We start from the raw sequence: 15,436 nt of genomic DNA on the forward strand, positions 1-15,436 counted from the left end.
TTATTCAGACATAAAAAAACCCGCCATACAGGCGGGTTTTTTCCTGAGGCTGTCAGTTAAGCGCTTTTCTTCGCTTTCTTGTCAGCTTTAATGACCGGAGCTTCTGTTTTCACAGCAGCAACGTCACCTTCTTTGAACTCACGACCGTAGTAGGTATCCAGCAGAATCTGTTTCAGCTCGGAGATCAGTGGGTAGCGCGGGTTAGCACCAGTACACTGGTCATCGAAGGCATCTTCAGACAGCTTGTCTACGTGAGCGAGGAAGTCAGCTTCCTGAACGCCTGCTTCACGGATAGATTTAGGAATACCCAGTTCAGCTTTCAGGCTTTCCAGCCATGCCAGCAGTTTCTCAATCTTCGCAGCAGTACGGTCGCCCGGTGCGCTCAGACCAAGGTGGTCAGCGATTTCAGCATAACGACGGCGCGCTTGCGGACGGTCATACTGGCTGAACGCAGTCTGCTTGGTTGGGTTGTCGTTGGCGTTATAGCGGATAACGTTGCTGATCAACAGGGCGTTCGCCAGACCGTGAGGAATGTGGAACTGTGAACCCAGCTTGTGCGCCATAGAGTGGCAAACACCCAGGAAGGCGTTCGCAAACGCGATACCGGCGATGGTTGCTGCACTGTGGACACGTTCACGTGCTACAGGGTTTTTAGAACCTTCGTTGTAGGACGCTGGCAGGTTTTCTTTCAGCAGTTTCAGAGCCTGCAGAGCCTGACCGTCAGAGAACTCAGACGCCAGTACAGAAACGTAGGCTTCCAGCGCGTGAGTCACGGCATCCAGACCACCGAACGCACACAGAGACTTCGGCATTTCCATTACCAGGTTGGCATCAACGATAGCCATATCTGGCGTCAGCGCGTAGTCAGCCAGCGGGTATTTCTGACCTGTTGCGTCATCTGTTACTACCGCGAATGGCGTCACTTCTGAGCCGGTACCGGAAGTGGTGGTTACGGCGATCATTTTCGCTTTCACGCCCATTTTCGGGAACTTGTAGATACGTTTACGGATGTCCATAAAGCGCAGCGCCAGCTCTTCGAAGTGGGTCTCCGGATGTTCGTACATAACCCACATGATTTTCGCGGCGTCCATTGGGGAACCACCACCCAGTGCGATAATCACATCTGGTTTGAAGGAGTTCGCCAGTTCAGCACCCTTGCGTACAACGCTCAGGGTTGGGTCAGCTTCAACTTCGAAGAACACTTCAGTTTCGACGCCAGCCGCTTTCAGCACAGAGGTGATCTGGTCAGCGTAGCCGTTGTTGAACAGGAAACGGTCAGTCACGATGAGCGCACGTTTGTGGCCATCAGTAATCACTTCATCCAGCGCGATTGGCAGAGAGCCACGGCGGAAGTAGATAGATTTCGGAAGTTTGTGCCACAACATGTTTTCAGCTCGCTTAGCAACGGTTTTCTTGTTGATCAGGTGTTTTGGACCAACGTTTTCAGAGATGGAGTTACCACCCCAGGAACCACAACCCAGAGTCAGGGAAGGTGCGAGTTTGAAGTTATACAGGTCACCGATACCACCCTGAGAAGCAGGGGTGTTAATCAGGATACGGGCAGTTTTCATCATCTGACCGAAGTGGGCGACACGCTCTGGCTGGTTATCCTGGTCGGTGTACAGACATGAGGTATGACCGATACCGCCCATAGCAACCAGCTTCTCGGCTTTTTCTACCGCGTCTTCGAAATCTTTCGCACGGTACATAGCAAGCGTAGGAGACAGTTTTTCGTGAGCAAACGGCTCGCTTTCGTCAACAACTTTAACTTCACCGATCAGGATCTTGGTGGTCGCCGGAACGGTAAAGCCTGCGAGTTCAGCGATTTTATAGGCTGGCTGACCTACGATAGCAGCGTTCAGCGCGCCATTTTTCAGGATAATGTCCTGAACTGCTTTCAGCTCTTTGCCCTGCAGCAGGTAGCCGCCGTGGCTGGCGAAACGCTCGCGTACTGCGTCGTACACGGAATCAACAACAACTACAGACTGTTCAGATGCACAGATAACGCCGTTATCGAAGGTTTTAGACATCAGCACAGACGCAACAGCACGTTTGATGTCAGCGGTTTCATCGATAACAACGGGGGTGTTACCTGCGCCTACACCGATTGCTGGTTTACCGGAGCTGTATGCTGCTTTAACCATACCAGGACCACCGGTCGCCAGAATCAGGTTAATGTCCGGGTGATGCATCAGCGCGTTAGACAGTTCAACAGAAGGTTGGTCGATCCAGCCAATCAGATCTTTTGGTGCGCCCGCAGCAATTGCTGCCTGCAGAACGATGTCTGCTGCTTTATTTGTTGCGTCTTTCGCACGTGGATGTGGAGAGAAGATGATTGCGTTACGGGTCTTCAGGCTGATCAGCGATTTGAAGATAGCTGTTGAAGTAGGGTTAGTCGTTGGAACAATACCGCAAATGATGCCGATAGGTTCGGCGATGGTGATCGTCCCGAAGGTGTCGTCTTCAGACAGAACGCCACAGGTTTTCTCATCTTTATAGGCGTTGTAGATATACTCAGAAGCAAAGTGGTTTTTGATCACTTTATCTTCAACGATACCCATGCCAGATTCGGCAACGGCCATTTTAGCGAGAGGGATTCGAGCATCTGCAGCAGCCAGAGCGGCCGCGCGGAAGATTTTATCAACCTGTTCTTGGGTGAAATTGGCATATTCACGCTGGGCTTTTTTTACGCGCTCGACGAGGGCGTTCAGTTCAGCGATATTAGTAACAGCCATAATGCTCTCCTGATAATGTTTAAACTCTTTTAGTAAACCAGCGCTCGATACGTCAGACAGTATAGACAGTGCCAATACGACTTGCGTTACATAAAGTAAAACAAAGGGTTACTTTATGCTCCAGTACACTAATTTACTAAAAGAGCCTTACCTTAGCATCATCCCTTTTTGTCAGGTGACCTCCCTGGGGGCGTAATCAAGATTACTCACTTCTGAGTACGGAAATCATGATCTGCGTCAATTTTCCACCAAGCTGATACCTTTCAGCAGGGTTATTTAATGGATATATTTCCACTGTTAATTAATTAAGTAACTATTGGAAGTGGCGCTATCATTGTCTCAACATATGTTTAACATTCTGAAATGCTAACGTTTTGGCACAGATTTCTGGTGAAGTATGCTAATAAAAAGCGTATCTTCAGCGCGATTTTTCCTAACAATGTAACTGTCCCGGGCATGCGCAAAAGCGGAGCAAAACGTGATCCAAACGCTCTTTGATTTTCCAACGTATTTCAAATTTTTTATTGGTCTGTTTGCCCTGGTCAACCCGGTGGGGATCATTCCTGTCTTCATTAGTATGACCAGTTACCAGACGGCGGCGGCCCGGAACAAAACCAATCTTACCGCTAACCTGTCTGTGGCAATCATTTTGCTCACCTCGCTTTTCCTGGGTGATGCCATTCTCCAGCTCTTTGGCATCTCGATTGACTCCTTCCGCATTGCGGGTGGGATCCTGGTGGTGACCATTGCCATGTCCATGATCAGCGGTAAGCTGGGTGAGGATAAGCAGAACAAGCAGGAAAAGTCAGAAACCGCCATCCGCGAAAGTATCGGCGTGGTTCCGCTGGCATTGCCCCTCATGGCCGGGCCGGGTGCCATCAGTTCAACCATTGTTTGGGGCACGCGTTACCATAGCCTCATGCATTTAATTGGTTTTTCTGTCGCGATTGCCGTTTTCGCGCTCTGTTGCTGGGGCGTCTTCCGCATGGCGCCGTTGCTGGTACGCCTGCTGGGGCAGACCGGCATCAACGTTATTACGCGTATCATGGGGCTGCTGTTAATGGCACTCGGGATCGAATTCATTGTCACGGGTATTAAAAGCATTTTCCCCGGCTTGTTACATTGATATTTCATACGAAAGAACGGCGCTTCGGCGCCGTTTTTTTTGTATCAATATCAGCAAATCATATAAATAAAGTTGAAAAGCTAACCTGTCATAATAAATTCTACTAATAATGTTCATCTCATATATTTCATAGGGTTATGAATTCATCTCAAGCCTGCCTGCACAGAAAATCTTCGAACGCACTGTTATTTTACTCACACGATAGTCTTGGGCTTGCTGCGGGATAAGCGAAATGATATTAGTAATTTCAACATTTCGTTAGATGAATGTGCTAAATAATAATCAATTGTTAAATTTTCGTACAAAACTACGCGATGATAATGCAGCGACGCGCCAGAAGGGAAAATCTTCCATATTAGTTTTAATTTTAAGTGTTTTCTAGGGTGCTCAACGTATGGGAGGGCTGGGCAGGACGATACGGCCTGGGCCGTAAAAGAGAATTGCTTAACAAATTTGCAAAATGTATTGGCGCGTATTTACGCCATTTGATACTTTCCGGCCTACTATTTTGCAGCCTAAAACAAGTAGATGAGAATTATTTTCATATAATCCTCTTCTCAGATATCCAGCGCAGGTCTCAAACAGGGGAGGCCTGGCAAGAATCGACGCAAGACGGCCATACGAGCGGTCAGTAATAAAAAAGTCGGTGATAGCAAGCAGTAAAAAAAGAACCTGACAGCAGCAAAAAAAACTCCTGCGCTGTACAGGCCCCAACAGGGGATTAGACAGCTGGCGAAAGCCAGTAATTATAATGAGTGGAGTACCAACACAATGTCCATCATCACAAAAAAAAATCTGGTAGCGGCGGGGATTTTAACTGCGCTAATCGCGGGAAACGCTGCAATGGCTGCGGACGTTCCTGCAGGTGTTCAACTGGCTGAAAAACAGACGCTGGTGCGTAACAACGGTGCGGAAGTGCAGTCTCTCGATCCGCATAAAATTGAAGGCGTTCCTGAGTCAAACGTTAACCGCGACCTGTTCGAAGGTCTGCTGGTGACTGACGTAGACGGCCACCCGGCACCGGGTGTGGCAGAAAAGTGGGAAAATAAAGATTTCAAAGTCTGGACCTTCCATCTGCGTAAAGATGCCAAATGGTCCGACGGTACACCGGTTACCGCCGAAGATTTCGTATATAGCTGGCAGCGCCTGGCGAATCCAAATACCGCCTCTCCGTATGCGAGCTATCTGCAGTATGGCCACATCGCCAATATCGATGACATTATCGCCGGTAAAAAGCCGGTCACCGACCTGGGCGTGAAGGCGATCGATGCTAATACCTTTGAAGTGACGTTGAGCGAACCTGTTCCGTACTTCTATAAGCTGCTGGTTCACCCATCCGTCTCGCCGGTACCAAAATCCGCCGTGGAAAAATTTGGTGAAAAATGGACGCAGCCTGCCAATATCGTGACCAACGGCGCCTATAAGCTGAAAGACTGGGTGGTCAACGAACGTATGGTGCTGGAGCGTAACCCGCAGTACTGGGATAACGCGAAGACCGTGATTAATCAGGTCACCTACCTGCCAATCTCTTCCGAAGTGACCGACGTTAACCGCTACCGCAGCGGTGAAATCGACATGACCTATAACAACATGCCGATTGAACTGTTCCAGAAGCTGAAGAAAGAGATCCCGAAAGAAGTTCACGTCGATCCATATCTGTGCACCTATTATTACGAAATCAACAACCAGAAAGCACCGTTCACCGACGTGCGCGTTCGTACTGCGCTGAAGCTGGCACTGGATCGCGATATCATCGTGAACAAAGTGAAAAACCAGGGCGATCTGCCGGCGTACAGCTACACGCCTCCGTATACCGATGGGATGAAACTGGTTGAGCCTGAGTGGTTCAAATGGTCGCAGGAAAAACGTAACGAAGAAGCGAAAAAACTGCTGGCTGAAGCAGGATACACCGCAGACAAGCCGCTGACGTTCAACCTGCTGTATAACACCTCAGATCTGCATAAAAAACTGGCGATTGCCGTCGCGTCTATCTGGAAGAAAAACCTGGGCGTGAACGTTAAGCTGGAAAACCAGGAGTGGAAAACCTTCCTCGATACGCGTCATCAGGGGACCTTCGACGTGGCGCGTGCGGGCTGGTGTGCGGACTATAACGAACCGACATCATTCCTGAACACTATGCTCAGCGACAGTTCAAACAACACGGCGCACTATAAGAGCCCGGCGTTTGACAAGATCATCGCTGAAACCCTGAAAGTGTCTGACGATGCGCAGCGCGCAGAGCTGTACGCGAAATCAGAAGAACAGCTCGATAAAGACTCTGCAATTGTGCCGGTTTACTACTACGTTAACGCCCGTCTGGTGAAACCATGGGTAGGGGGTTATACCGGTAAAGACCCGTTGGATAATATTTCCGTTAAGAATCTTTATATTATCAAGCATTAATGGCAATACGTGGGGCGAGCCTGGCTTGCCCCACTGTGTCTACTTTGTAACATTCATCAGGCACACGCCAGAAGGTACGGGCAATGTTGAAATTTATCCTGCGTCGCTGTTTAGAAGCGATACCAACGTTATTTATTCTAATTACGATTTCCTTTTTTATGATGCGTCTCGCGCCGGGAAGTCCATTTACCGGTGAACGTACGTTGCCGCCAGAAGTCATGGCCAACATCGAAGCGAAGTATCACTTAAACGATCCCATCACCACCCAATACTTCAACTATCTGAAGCAGCTGGCGCACGGTGATTTTGGACCGTCATTTAAATATAAAGACTATTCCGTTAACGATCTGGTGGCCTCCAGCTTCCCGGTCTCGGCAAAACTGGGTGCTGCAGCATTCATTCTGGCCGTCGTTCTCGGGGTCACCGCAGGCGTTATCGCCGCGCTCAGACAAAATACCAAATGGGATTATGCCGTAATGGGGGTGGCAATGACCGGGGTAGTCATACCCAGCTTCGTTGTCGCGCCATTGCTGGTGATGATATTTGCCATCACGCTGAAATGGCTGCCCGGGGGCGGCTGGAACGGCGGGGCATTGAAGTTCATGATTTTGCCGATGGTGGCATTATCGCTGGCGTACATCGCCAGTATCGCGCGTATTACCCGTGGTTCAATGATCGAAGTGCTGCACTCAAACTTCATCCGCACCGCGCGCGCGAAAGGGCTGCCGATGCGCCGGATCATCTTCCGCCACGCGCTCAAGCCGGCGCTGCTGCCTGTGCTCTCCTATATGGGACCGGCATTCGTCGGGATCATTACGGGTTCAATGGTTATCGAAACAATTTACGGCCTGCCGGGTATTGGTCAACTGTTCGTAAACGGGGCGCTTAACCGTGACTACTCGCTCGTTCTGAGCCTCACGATCCTCGTGGGCGCACTGACCATTCTCTTTAACGCCGTTGTCGATGTGCTTTATGCCGTTATCGACCCGAAAATTCGTTACTAACGCTGGAGCACGCCATGATGTTGAGTAAGAAAAACAGCGAGGCGCTGGAAAACTTCAGTGAAAAACTGGAAGTAGAAGGTCGTAGCCTCTGGCAGGACGCGCGCCGTCGCTTTATGCATAACCGTGCGGCGGTCGCCAGCCTGGTTGTGCTGGTGATCATCGCGCTGTTTGTCACCCTGGCGCCGATGCTGTCGCAATTTACCTATTTCGATACGGACTGGGGCATGATGTCCAGCGCGCCTGATATGGAGTCCGGCCACTATTTCGGTACCGATTCATCCGGCCGTGATTTGCTGGTGCGCGTGGCGATTGGTGGCCGTATTTCCCTGATGGTCGGTATCGCCGCCGCGCTGGTGGCGGTGATCGTGGGGACGCTTTACGGCGCGCTTTCCGGCTACCTTGGCGGCAAAGTAGACTCGGTGATGATGCGTCTCCTGGAAATCCTTAACTCCTTCCCGTTTATGTTCTTCGTGATTTTGCTGGTGACCTTCTTCGGCCAGAACATCCTGTTGATCTTCGTGGCCATCGGGATGGTTTCCTGGCTGGATATGGCGCGTATCGTGCGCGGCCAGACGCTGAGCCTCAAACGCAAAGAGTTTATCGAAGCGGCGCAGGTAGGGGGGGTATCAACCAGTAATATCGTGGTTCGTCATATCGTGCCTAACGTGCTGGGCGTGGTGGTGGTCTATGCCTCACTGCTGGTGCCAAGCATGATTCTCTTTGAATCCTTCCTCAGCTTCCTGGGGCTGGGCACGCAGGAGCCACTGAGCAGCTGGGGTGCGCTGCTGAGCGACGGCGCAAACTCGATGGAAGTTTCACCGTGGCTGCTGCTTTATCCGGCGGGTTTCCTGGTCGTTACCCTGTTTTGTTTTAACTTTATCGGCGATGGCCTGCGTGATGCCCTCGACCCGAAAGACCGTTAAGGAGCGCCGTCATGACAATTATTGAAACGGCCACCGCGCCACAGGCGCAGCAGCAGAGCAATCTTCTGCTGGATGTTAAAGACCTCCGCGTGACCTTTAAAACCCCGGACGGCGATGTTACTGCGGTCAACGATCTCAACTTTAACCTGAGCAAAGGGGAAACGCTGGGGATCGTGGGTGAATCCGGCTCCGGAAAATCCCAGACGGCATTTGCGTTAATGGGCCTGCTGGCCGCTAACGGCGTGATTGGCGGTTCGGCGAAATTCAACGGTCGCGAAATTCTTAACCTGCCGGAGCTCGAGCTGAACAAGCTTCGCGCCGAACAGATCTCAATGATTTTCCAGGATCCGATGACCTCCCTGAACCCGTATATGCGCGTCGGTGAGCAGTTGATGGAAGTCCTGATGCTGCACAAAGGTCTGGGCAAAGCGGAAGCTTTTGAGGAATCCGTTAAAATGCTGGATGCGGTAAAAATGCCGGAAGCGCGCAAGCGCATGCGCATGTTCCCGCACGAGTTCTCTGGCGGTATGCGTCAGCGCGTGATGATTGCCATGGCGCTGCTGTGCCGGCCAAAACTGCTGATTGCCGATGAACCGACTACCGCGCTGGACGTCACCGTGCAGGCGCAAATCATGACCCTGCTGAACGAGCTTAAGCGTGAGTTCAACACGGCGATTATCATGATCACCCACGATCTGGGCGTGGTTGCCGGTATCTGTGACAAAGTGCTGGTGATGTACGCCGGGCGCACCATGGAATACGGCAAAGCGCGCGACGTGTTCTATCAGCCAGCCCATCCGTACTCGATTGGCCTGCTGAACGCGGTACCGCGTCTTGATGCGGAAGGGGAGTCCCTGCTCACCATTCCGGGCAACCCGCCAAACCTGCTGCGACTGCCGAAAGGCTGTCCGTTCCAGCCGCGCTGCCCGCACGCGATGGAAATCTGTAACAGCGCGCCGCCGCTGGAAGAATTTGCCCCAGGCCGTCTGCGCGCCTGCTTTAAGCCGCAGGAGGAGCTGGTATGAACGCAGTAGATGAAAAACGCAACGTGCTGCTCGAAATCGCCGACCTCAAGGTGCATTTCGACATCAAAGACGGCAAGCAGTGGTTCTGGCAGCCGCCGAAGACCCTGAAAGCGGTAGATGGCGTCACCTTGCGTCTGTATGAGGGGGAAACCCTGGGCGTGGTGGGCGAATCCGGCTGCGGTAAATCCACCTTTGCGCGTGCAATTATCGGTCTGGTGAAAGCCACCGGCGGCAAAGTGGCCTGGCTGGGTAAAGATCTGCTGGGCATGAAGCCTGACGAGTGGCGCGACGTGCGCAGCGATATCCAGATGATTTTCCAGGATCCGCTGGCGTCATTAAACCCGCGTATGACCATCGGTGAGATTATCGCCGAACCGCTGCGCACCTATCATCCAAAGATGCCGCGTCAGGAAGTCCGCGACCGCGTGAAGGCGATGATGCTGAAAGTCGGGCTGTTGCCTAACCTCATTAACCGTTACCCGCATGAATTTTCAGGCGGCCAGTGTCAGCGTATTGGCATTGCGCGTGCGCTTATCCTTGAGCCGAAACTGATTATTTGTGATGAACCGGTCTCCGCGCTGGACGTGTCGATTCAGGCGCAGGTGGTTAACCTGCTTCAGAAATTGCAGCGCGAAATGGGGCTGTCGCTGATCTTCATTGCGCACGACCTGGCGGTGGTAAAACACATCTCCGACCGCGTGCTGGTGATGTATCTGGGCCATGCCGTGGAACTGGGAACCTATGACGAGGTGTACCATAACCCGCTGCACCCTTATACCAAAGCGCTGATGTCGGCGGTGCCGATCCCCGATCCGGATCTGGAAAAGAATAAAACGATTCAGCTTCTGGAAGGGGAATTGCCGTCGCCGATCAATCCGCCGTCGGGCTGCGTTTTCCGCACGCGATGCCCGATGGCCGGGCCGGAATGCGCGAAAACGCGACCGGTGCTGGAGGGCAGTTTCCGACATGCGGTTTCCTGCCTGAAAGTAGACCCGCTATAATCGCAAGGGCTGACATGATGTCAGCCCTTATTTTCTTGCGAGGTTACCGTGTCGCGTTTATTCACTTCAGCCCGTCGGCGGCTCTATCATCTTTTATTCGATCCTGAAACGGTATCGGGACGCCGTTTTGAAGGTCTGTGTGCGCTGTTTGCGCTATTGAGCGTAGTGGTCATCTTTATTGAATCGGGTGTGGGTACGCAATATCACCTGACATTTGAGGAATGGCATGCGTTTGTCTGGCTGGAACTTATTATTACCCTGGTCTTTACCGCTGAGTATATTCTGCGTGTTGTTTGCTGGCCCAACCCGGCAAAGTACGTCTTTAGCTTCTGGGGCTTTATTGATTTAGCGACGATCCTGCCGCTCTATGTGATGTGGCTGTGGCCGGAGATCAGCCTCAACTATGTTTTCGCCTGGCGAGCGATGCGCGTTATTCGGGTCTTGCGTATTCTGAAGTTACTGCGCTTTATGCCGTCGCTGCGCGTATTCTGGAGCGCGATCGTCAGCGCACGCCATCAGCTTATTCTGTTCTATTCGTTTATTGCCATCGTCATGATTGTTTTTGGCGCGCTGATGTATTTGATTGAAGGGCCGAAATATGGCTTCACGACGCTCAACGCGTCCGTCTACTGGGCGATAGTGACCGTTACGACCGTGGGGTATGGCGATATCACGCCCCATACGCCGCTGGGGCGGATTGTGGCATCCGTGCTGATTCTGATTGGGTATTCGGTAATTGCCATTCCGACGGGGCTTATTACCACGCACATGAGCAGCGCGTTTCAGAACCATAAACAGCGGCGCAAATGTCCGAACTGCCACCAGGCCGATCATGAACACAGCGCGCGGTTTTGCAACCGCTGCGGAAGCGCGTTACCGGATTAAATAAAAAAGGCTGCTATCGCAGCCTTTTTTATTATTCGCGCCAGAGTATGTGGCACAGCTTGTGGTCTTTCTCACGACACAGCAGGACGCGCGCAAAAATGTCGTTAATTTCACCGCCGTCTTCATCAGCCAGCCCAATAACCACTTCGGCAAAGAAGTCAGGGTTCAGGTCGAAATCTACATGTTCGGCCCAGTCCTCTGAAGGGTCGAACAATTCGGCACCGCCGCGCTCTTCGAACTGCAGATTAAAGAGGATCACGTCTGCGGGATCGAGGTTATCAACCGCCAGTTCGAGAAAAATGTCATAGGCCTGCTCGAGCGTTTCGTCTTCGGTCAGGCGATTGTTCAGATCCATTTCCATGATGACTACCTGTTTAACATCGTTGGGCACGTTTTACAGCAACGGACTAAAGAAGTAAAACAGTCGTTCAGCTATTCGCTGCCATAACGGACGTTTTACCCACAGCCTGGCATCCAGCAGCCGCGAACGGGAGATATAGTCATCCTGAACCGCCGCCAGGTCACCGCCAAAGCCGGCGTCATCAATCACCAGGGTGATTTCAAAGTTTAGCCACAGGCTGCGCATATCAAGATTAACCGTGCCCACCAGGCTTAATTCGCCGTCGACCAGCACGCTCTTGGTGTGCAGGAGCCCGCCTTCAAACTGGTAAATTTTCACCCCGGCGGCAAGCAGTTCGCTAAAGAAGGCACGGCTGGCCCAGCCCACCAGAAGGGAGTCATTTTTGCGTGGCAGAATGATACTGACATCGACGCCGCGCTGCGCTGCGGTACAAATCGCGTGCAGCAGATCATCGCTGGGGACAAAGTAGGGCGTCGTCATGATCAGATATTCACGCGCGGAGTAGGTTGCCGTCAGCAGCGCCTGGTGAATCAAGTCCTCCGGGAAGCCTGGTCCGGAGGCGATAGTATGAATTGTATGACCGCTGGCCTCTTCAAACGGCATAATATTGCCATCCGGCGGTGGCGGCAGGATACGCTTGCCGGTTTCTATCTCCCAGTCGCAGGAGTAAACGATGCCCATCGAGGTGGCAATCGGCCCCTCCATTCGCGCCATCAGATCCACCCATTGCCCGACGCCGGAGTCCTGTTTAAAGAAGCGCGGGTCAACCATGTTCATACTGCCGGTGTAGGCAATATAGTTATCGATCATGACCATTTTACGGTGCTGGCGAAGGTCCATCCGGCGCAGAAACACGCGCAGGAGATTCACCTTCAGCGCCTCAACCACCTCGATACCGGCGTTACGCATCATGCCCGCCCAGGGGCTACGGAAAAATGCCACGCTGCCCGCGGAGTCCAGCATCAGACGGCAGTGGATCCCCCTGCGTGCGGCCGCCATCAGGGATTCAGCGACCTGGTCAGCCATGCCGCCGGGCTGCCAGATATAAAACACCATCTCAATATTATGGCGAGCCAGCTGAATATCGCGGATTAACGCCTGCATGACATCATCGGACGACGTCAGAAGCTGGAGCTGATTGCCCTTAACGCCGCCAATCCCCTGGCGGCGCTCGCAGAGCTTAAACAGCGAGGAGGCGACGCTGCTGTTCTCCTCGGCAAAGATATGCTTACAGGCTTTGAGATCGTTAAGCCACTTCGCGGTGGAAGGCCACATTGCGCGCGCCCGCTCGGCACGGCGTTTACCCAGATGAAGCTCACCGAAAGAGAGATAGGCAATAATTCCCACCAGTGGGAGGATATAAATGATCAGAAGCCAGGCCATGGCAGAGGGTACGGCTCTGCGCTTCATCAGGATGCGTAACGTCACACCCGCGATTAACAGCCAGTATCCCAGAATGACCAGCCAACTCACCACGGTGTAGAAGGTTGTCATAGATAAAAAAATCCTTTTGAAAGCGTATTGTTATGAGTGTACGCATCAGGATTCATCTGGCAAATAAAAACGCCAGGTAAAAGCGCTGGTTTGCTGTCGGGTTGGGTTTATAATGGCGGCTCTGTTTGAGAAAGAGTTGTAGACATGAAGCGCAGTAGAACAGAAGTAGGGCGCTGGCGTATGTTGCGACAGGTGAGTCGTCGCAAGGCTCGTTGGCTGGAAGCACAATCCCGCCGCAATATGCGTATCCACGCCATCAGAAAATGTGGATTGACCCGGCACCGCAATGCGTTGCTGTTCGCAGTCCAGGATATCTGAAACCCATGAGGGCACCGCAAGGTGCCCGCTGATTATATTGTGTCTTATTTTGCGACTATCGTTATTGCGGCGATATTCCGGTTATTTTTAGCAAAAGGAGGGAGAGGTGTTTGCGGAGTTTGGCGTACTGAATTTCTGGACGTATGTTGTTGGCGCATTTTTTATCGTGCTGGTTCCCGGGCCAAACACCCTGTTTGTGCTGAAAACGGGGATCGGTCACGGTGTTAAAAAAGGATATCTTGCCGCGACCGGTGTGTTTATCGGTGATGCGGTATTGATGTTCCTGGCCTGGGCGGGGGTTGCGGCATTGATCCAGACGACCCCCGTACTCTTTAATATCGTGCGCTATCTCGGGGCTTTCTATCTGCTGTGGTTGGGCGGAAAAATGCTCTGGTCGGTGATCACACGTCAGAATAACGCTCAAGAGAGTGGAACCGAGCCTGCCAGCACGATCATGAAACGCTCCCTCGTCCTGAGCCTGACGAATCCAAAAGCGATTCTGTTCTACGTTTCGTTCTTTGTGCAGTTTATCGACGTGAATGCGCAAAATACCGGAACCTCTTTCCTGATCCTCGCTACCACGCTTGAGCTGATTAGCTTTATGTACATGAGCTTCCTGATCTTCTCTGGGGCGTTTGTTACGCGTTATCTGAAAACCAAAAAGAAACTGGCAAAGCTGGGGAACGGGCTGATAGGGCTGCTGTTTGTCGGGTTTGCGGCGCGGTTAGCGTCACTACATTGATGTGAAGAAAGGCTCCTGCGGGAGCCTTTTTACATCAGAACACTTTCTTATACGGTCGCACCGTCACTTTTGCATACACACCCGCCGCAACGTATGGGTCTGCGTCAGCCCAGGCCTGCGCCGCTTCAAGAGACTCAAACTCAGCAATAACCGTGGAGCCAGAAAAACCGGCGGCTCCCGGGTCATTGCTGTCAACAGCAGGCATTGGACCCGCGGTCAGCAAACGGCCTTCGTCCTGGAGCAGCTGCAGGCGAGCCAGATGGGCAGGGCGAACAGAGAGACGTTTTTCGAGGGAATCAGCGACATCTTCAGAGTAAATCACGTAAAACACGGTGAAGCTCCTTAAGCGTTATAAAGTGTCAGTTACGTTATGTGAAAGGGCAATTGACTGCAATGTAAAGATAAAAACAACGTTAATACCCCGATCTGGATGTCTTTTTTTTGACCACTCCTGCGCTTTAATTGCGCCAGAACAAAGTGTCTTATTGAATATGATTGCTATTTGCATTTAAAATCAGGGTCCGGTTTTTTAACGTTGATGATTATGACTTCGATGACCCTTGATTTACCTCGCCGCTTTCCCTGGCCGACGCTGTTGTCCGTCGTGATTCACGGTGCCGTCGTGGCGGGTTTGCTCTACACCTCGGTTCATCAGGTTATTGAAATGCCCGCACCCGCCCAGCCGATCTCGGTAACCATGGTCTCGCCAGCGGATCTCGAACCGCCGCAGGTTGCGCCACCACCGCCACAGCCGGTTGCTGAGCCTGAACCGGAACCCGAGCCTGTACCGGAGCCACCGAAGGAGGCACCGGTGGTGATCCACAAACCTGAACCGAAGCCAAAACCTAAGCCGAAGCCAAAGCCGGTGAAGAAGGTCGAGGAGCGTCCGAAACGTGAAGAACGCCCGGTTGAACCGCGCGCGACCCAGCCGGTCGAGAATGCAGCGCCTTCGCGTCCGGTCATGAATAACAGCGCACCGGCGGCGAAGCCGACGGTTGCCGCACCAGCGGGCCCACGTGCGTTGAGCCGTAATCAGCCTCAGTATCCGGCGCGAGCTCAGGCCTTGCGTATTGAAGGTCGCGTACGGGTGAAATTTGACGTCACTGCGGATGGCCGCGTGGATAACGTGGAAATCTTGTCTGCGCAACCTTCAAATATGTTTGAGCGCGAAGTGAAGTCGGCGATGCGCAGATGGCGCTACGAACCCGGTAAACCGGGAAGCGGACTGATCGTGAACATTGTTTTCCGCCTGAATGGCGGGGCGCAGATGGAATAAGAAAAGCCTCCGAAAGGAGTAATGCCAGTCAGTTAAGCAACTGACTGGCTTTTTTTCGGGGCTGTGGGGTATCTCCAGGGCCTTTCCTTTACCACCCTCGGGAAGGCCCTTTCCCTTCTTGTCGGCAACTTTACCAGTTGCGC

General features: G+C 52.4%; 15 protein-coding genes. 10 read left to right on the top strand and 5 right to left on the bottom strand.

What is annotated here, in order from left to right; genetic code table 11:
* Positions 1-56: 56 nt before the first annotated feature.
* Positions 57-2,735 (bottom strand): bifunctional acetaldehyde-CoA/alcohol dehydrogenase, encoded by a 2,679-nt coding sequence (gene adhE / locus IM299_RS08925; protein WP_028013432.1) that lies wholly within the window; start codon positions 2,733-2,735, stop codon positions 57-59.
* Positions 2,736-3,213: 478 nt separating this feature from the next.
* On the opposite strand from adhE, the gene IM299_RS08930 reads away from it, so the two are divergent.
* From IM299_RS08930 to IM299_RS08960, 7 genes are all read left to right on the top strand, one after another.
* The gene (locus IM299_RS08930; RefSeq protein WP_041909604.1) at positions 3,214-3,861 is read left to right on the top strand and encodes a YchE family NAAT transporter; all 648 of its coding nucleotides are present in this window, start codon (positions 3,214-3,216) and stop codon (positions 3,859-3,861) included.
* Positions 3,862-4,632: 771 nt separating this feature from the next.
* Complete coding sequence (gene oppA, locus IM299_RS08935) at positions 4,633-6,264, top strand: oligopeptide ABC transporter substrate-binding protein OppA (RefSeq protein ID WP_028013430.1); 1,632 nt, start codon at positions 4,633-4,635, stop codon at positions 6,262-6,264.
* An 83-nt stretch (positions 6,265-6,347) separates the two neighbouring features.
* Positions 6,348-7,268, top strand: coding sequence for an oligopeptide ABC transporter permease OppB (gene oppB / locus IM299_RS08940; RefSeq protein ID WP_028013429.1), 921 nt, complete (start codon positions 6,348-6,350; stop codon positions 7,266-7,268).
* Positions 7,269-7,282: 14 nt separating this feature from the next.
* Positions 7,283-8,191 carry an oligopeptide ABC transporter permease OppC gene (gene oppC / locus IM299_RS08945; RefSeq protein WP_028013428.1) on the top strand — a complete coding sequence of 303 codons (909 nt, stop codon included), beginning with the start codon at positions 7,283-7,285 and terminating at the stop codon, positions 8,189-8,191.
* 11 nt (positions 8,192-8,202) lie between these two features.
* Entirely contained in the window at positions 8,203-9,216 is a 1,014-nt protein-coding gene (locus tag IM299_RS08950) for an ABC transporter ATP-binding protein (RefSeq protein ID WP_028013427.1), read from the top strand.
* A complete protein-coding gene (gene oppF, locus IM299_RS08955) occupies positions 9,213-10,217 on the top strand; it encodes a murein tripeptide/oligopeptide ABC transporter ATP-binding protein OppF (RefSeq protein ID WP_041909608.1) in 1,005 nt (334 codons plus the stop codon). The genes IM299_RS08950 and oppF overlap by 4 nt, the downstream gene beginning before the upstream one ends.
* A gap of 48 nt (positions 10,218-10,265) precedes the next feature.
* The gene (locus IM299_RS08960) at positions 10,266-11,102 is read left to right on the top strand and encodes an ion transporter (RefSeq protein WP_045260682.1); all 837 of its coding nucleotides are present in this window, start codon (positions 10,266-10,268) and stop codon (positions 11,100-11,102) included.
* 31 nt (positions 11,103-11,133) lie between these two features.
* Here IM299_RS08960 and IM299_RS08965 read toward each other — a convergent pair whose 3' ends face one another.
* The gene (locus IM299_RS08965; protein WP_006810881.1) at positions 11,134-11,463 is read right to left on the bottom strand and encodes an HI1450 family dsDNA-mimic protein; all 330 of its coding nucleotides are present in this window, start codon (positions 11,461-11,463) and stop codon (positions 11,134-11,136) included.
* Between the two features lie 33 nt (positions 11,464-11,496).
* Positions 11,497-12,957 carry a cardiolipin synthase gene (gene cls, locus IM299_RS08970; protein ID WP_028013424.1) on the bottom strand — a complete coding sequence of 487 codons (1,461 nt, stop codon included), beginning with the start codon at positions 12,955-12,957 and terminating at the stop codon, positions 11,497-11,499.
* A gap of 144 nt (positions 12,958-13,101) precedes the next feature.
* Between cls and IM299_RS08975 the strand changes: the two genes are divergently transcribed.
* Both IM299_RS08975 and leuE read left to right on the top strand, forming a co-directional pair.
* Positions 13,102-13,275 (top strand): YciY family protein, encoded by a 174-nt coding sequence (locus IM299_RS08975; RefSeq protein WP_086379783.1) that lies wholly within the window; start codon positions 13,102-13,104, stop codon positions 13,273-13,275.
* Positions 13,276-13,381: 106 nt separating this feature from the next.
* Positions 13,382-14,017 (top strand): leucine efflux protein LeuE, encoded by a 636-nt coding sequence (gene leuE / locus IM299_RS08980; protein ID WP_028013423.1) that lies wholly within the window; start codon positions 13,382-13,384, stop codon positions 14,015-14,017.
* Positions 14,018-14,051: 34 nt separating this feature from the next.
* Here leuE and IM299_RS08985 read toward each other — a convergent pair whose 3' ends face one another.
* Positions 14,052-14,348 (bottom strand): YciI family protein, encoded by a 297-nt coding sequence (locus IM299_RS08985; protein WP_080329329.1) that lies wholly within the window; start codon positions 14,346-14,348, stop codon positions 14,052-14,054.
* 222 nt (positions 14,349-14,570) lie between these two features.
* Between IM299_RS08985 and tonB the strand changes: the two genes are divergently transcribed.
* On the top strand, positions 14,571-15,293 hold the full coding sequence (gene tonB, locus IM299_RS08990; RefSeq protein WP_028013421.1) for a TonB system transport protein TonB: 723 nt from the start codon (positions 14,571-14,573) through the stop codon (positions 15,291-15,293).
* A 32-nt stretch (positions 15,294-15,325) separates the two neighbouring features.
* On the opposite strand, the gene IM299_RS22885 is transcribed toward tonB, so the two are convergent.
* Positions 15,326-15,436 (bottom strand): hypothetical protein (locus IM299_RS22885; protein WP_223239641.1); only part of this gene is annotated, 111 nt, incomplete at its 5' end.

The organism is Enterobacter cloacae complex sp. P47BA, from assembly GCF_014930485.1.
In the GTDB taxonomy this organism is placed as follows: domain Bacteria; phylum Pseudomonadota; class Gammaproteobacteria; order Enterobacterales; family Enterobacteriaceae; genus Enterobacter; species Enterobacter bugandensis.

What these genes read in the sequence shown, in the direction of transcription:
- IM299_RS08965 (WP_006810881.1), bottom strand. Translation starts at nt 11,463, where the DNA reads ATGGAAATGGATCTGAACAATCGCCTGACCGAAGACGAAACGCTCGAG.
- oppA (WP_028013430.1), top strand. Translation starts at nt 4,633, where the DNA reads ATGTCCATCATCACAAAAAAAAATCTGGTAGCGGCGGGGATTTTAACT.
- oppB (WP_028013429.1), top strand. Translation starts at nt 6,348, where the DNA reads ATGTTGAAATTTATCCTGCGTCGCTGTTTAGAAGCGATACCAACGTTA.
- IM299_RS08950 (WP_028013427.1), top strand. Translation starts at nt 8,203, where the DNA reads ATGACAATTATTGAAACGGCCACCGCGCCACAGGCGCAGCAGCAGAGC.
- cls (WP_028013424.1), bottom strand. Translation starts at nt 12,957, where the DNA reads ATGACAACCTTCTACACCGTGGTGAGTTGGCTGGTCATTCTGGGATAC.
- tonB (WP_028013421.1), top strand. Translation starts at nt 14,571, where the DNA reads ATGACCCTTGATTTACCTCGCCGCTTTCCCTGGCCGACGCTGTTGTCC.
- IM299_RS08975 (WP_086379783.1), top strand. Translation starts at nt 13,102, where the DNA reads ATGAAGCGCAGTAGAACAGAAGTAGGGCGCTGGCGTATGTTGCGACAG.
- oppC (WP_028013428.1), top strand. Translation starts at nt 7,283, where the DNA reads ATGATGTTGAGTAAGAAAAACAGCGAGGCGCTGGAAAACTTCAGTGAA.
- oppF (WP_041909608.1), top strand. Translation starts at nt 9,213, where the DNA reads ATGAACGCAGTAGATGAAAAACGCAACGTGCTGCTCGAAATCGCCGAC.
- adhE (WP_028013432.1), bottom strand. Translation starts at nt 2,735, where the DNA reads ATGGCTGTTACTAATATCGCTGAACTGAACGCCCTCGTCGAGCGCGTA.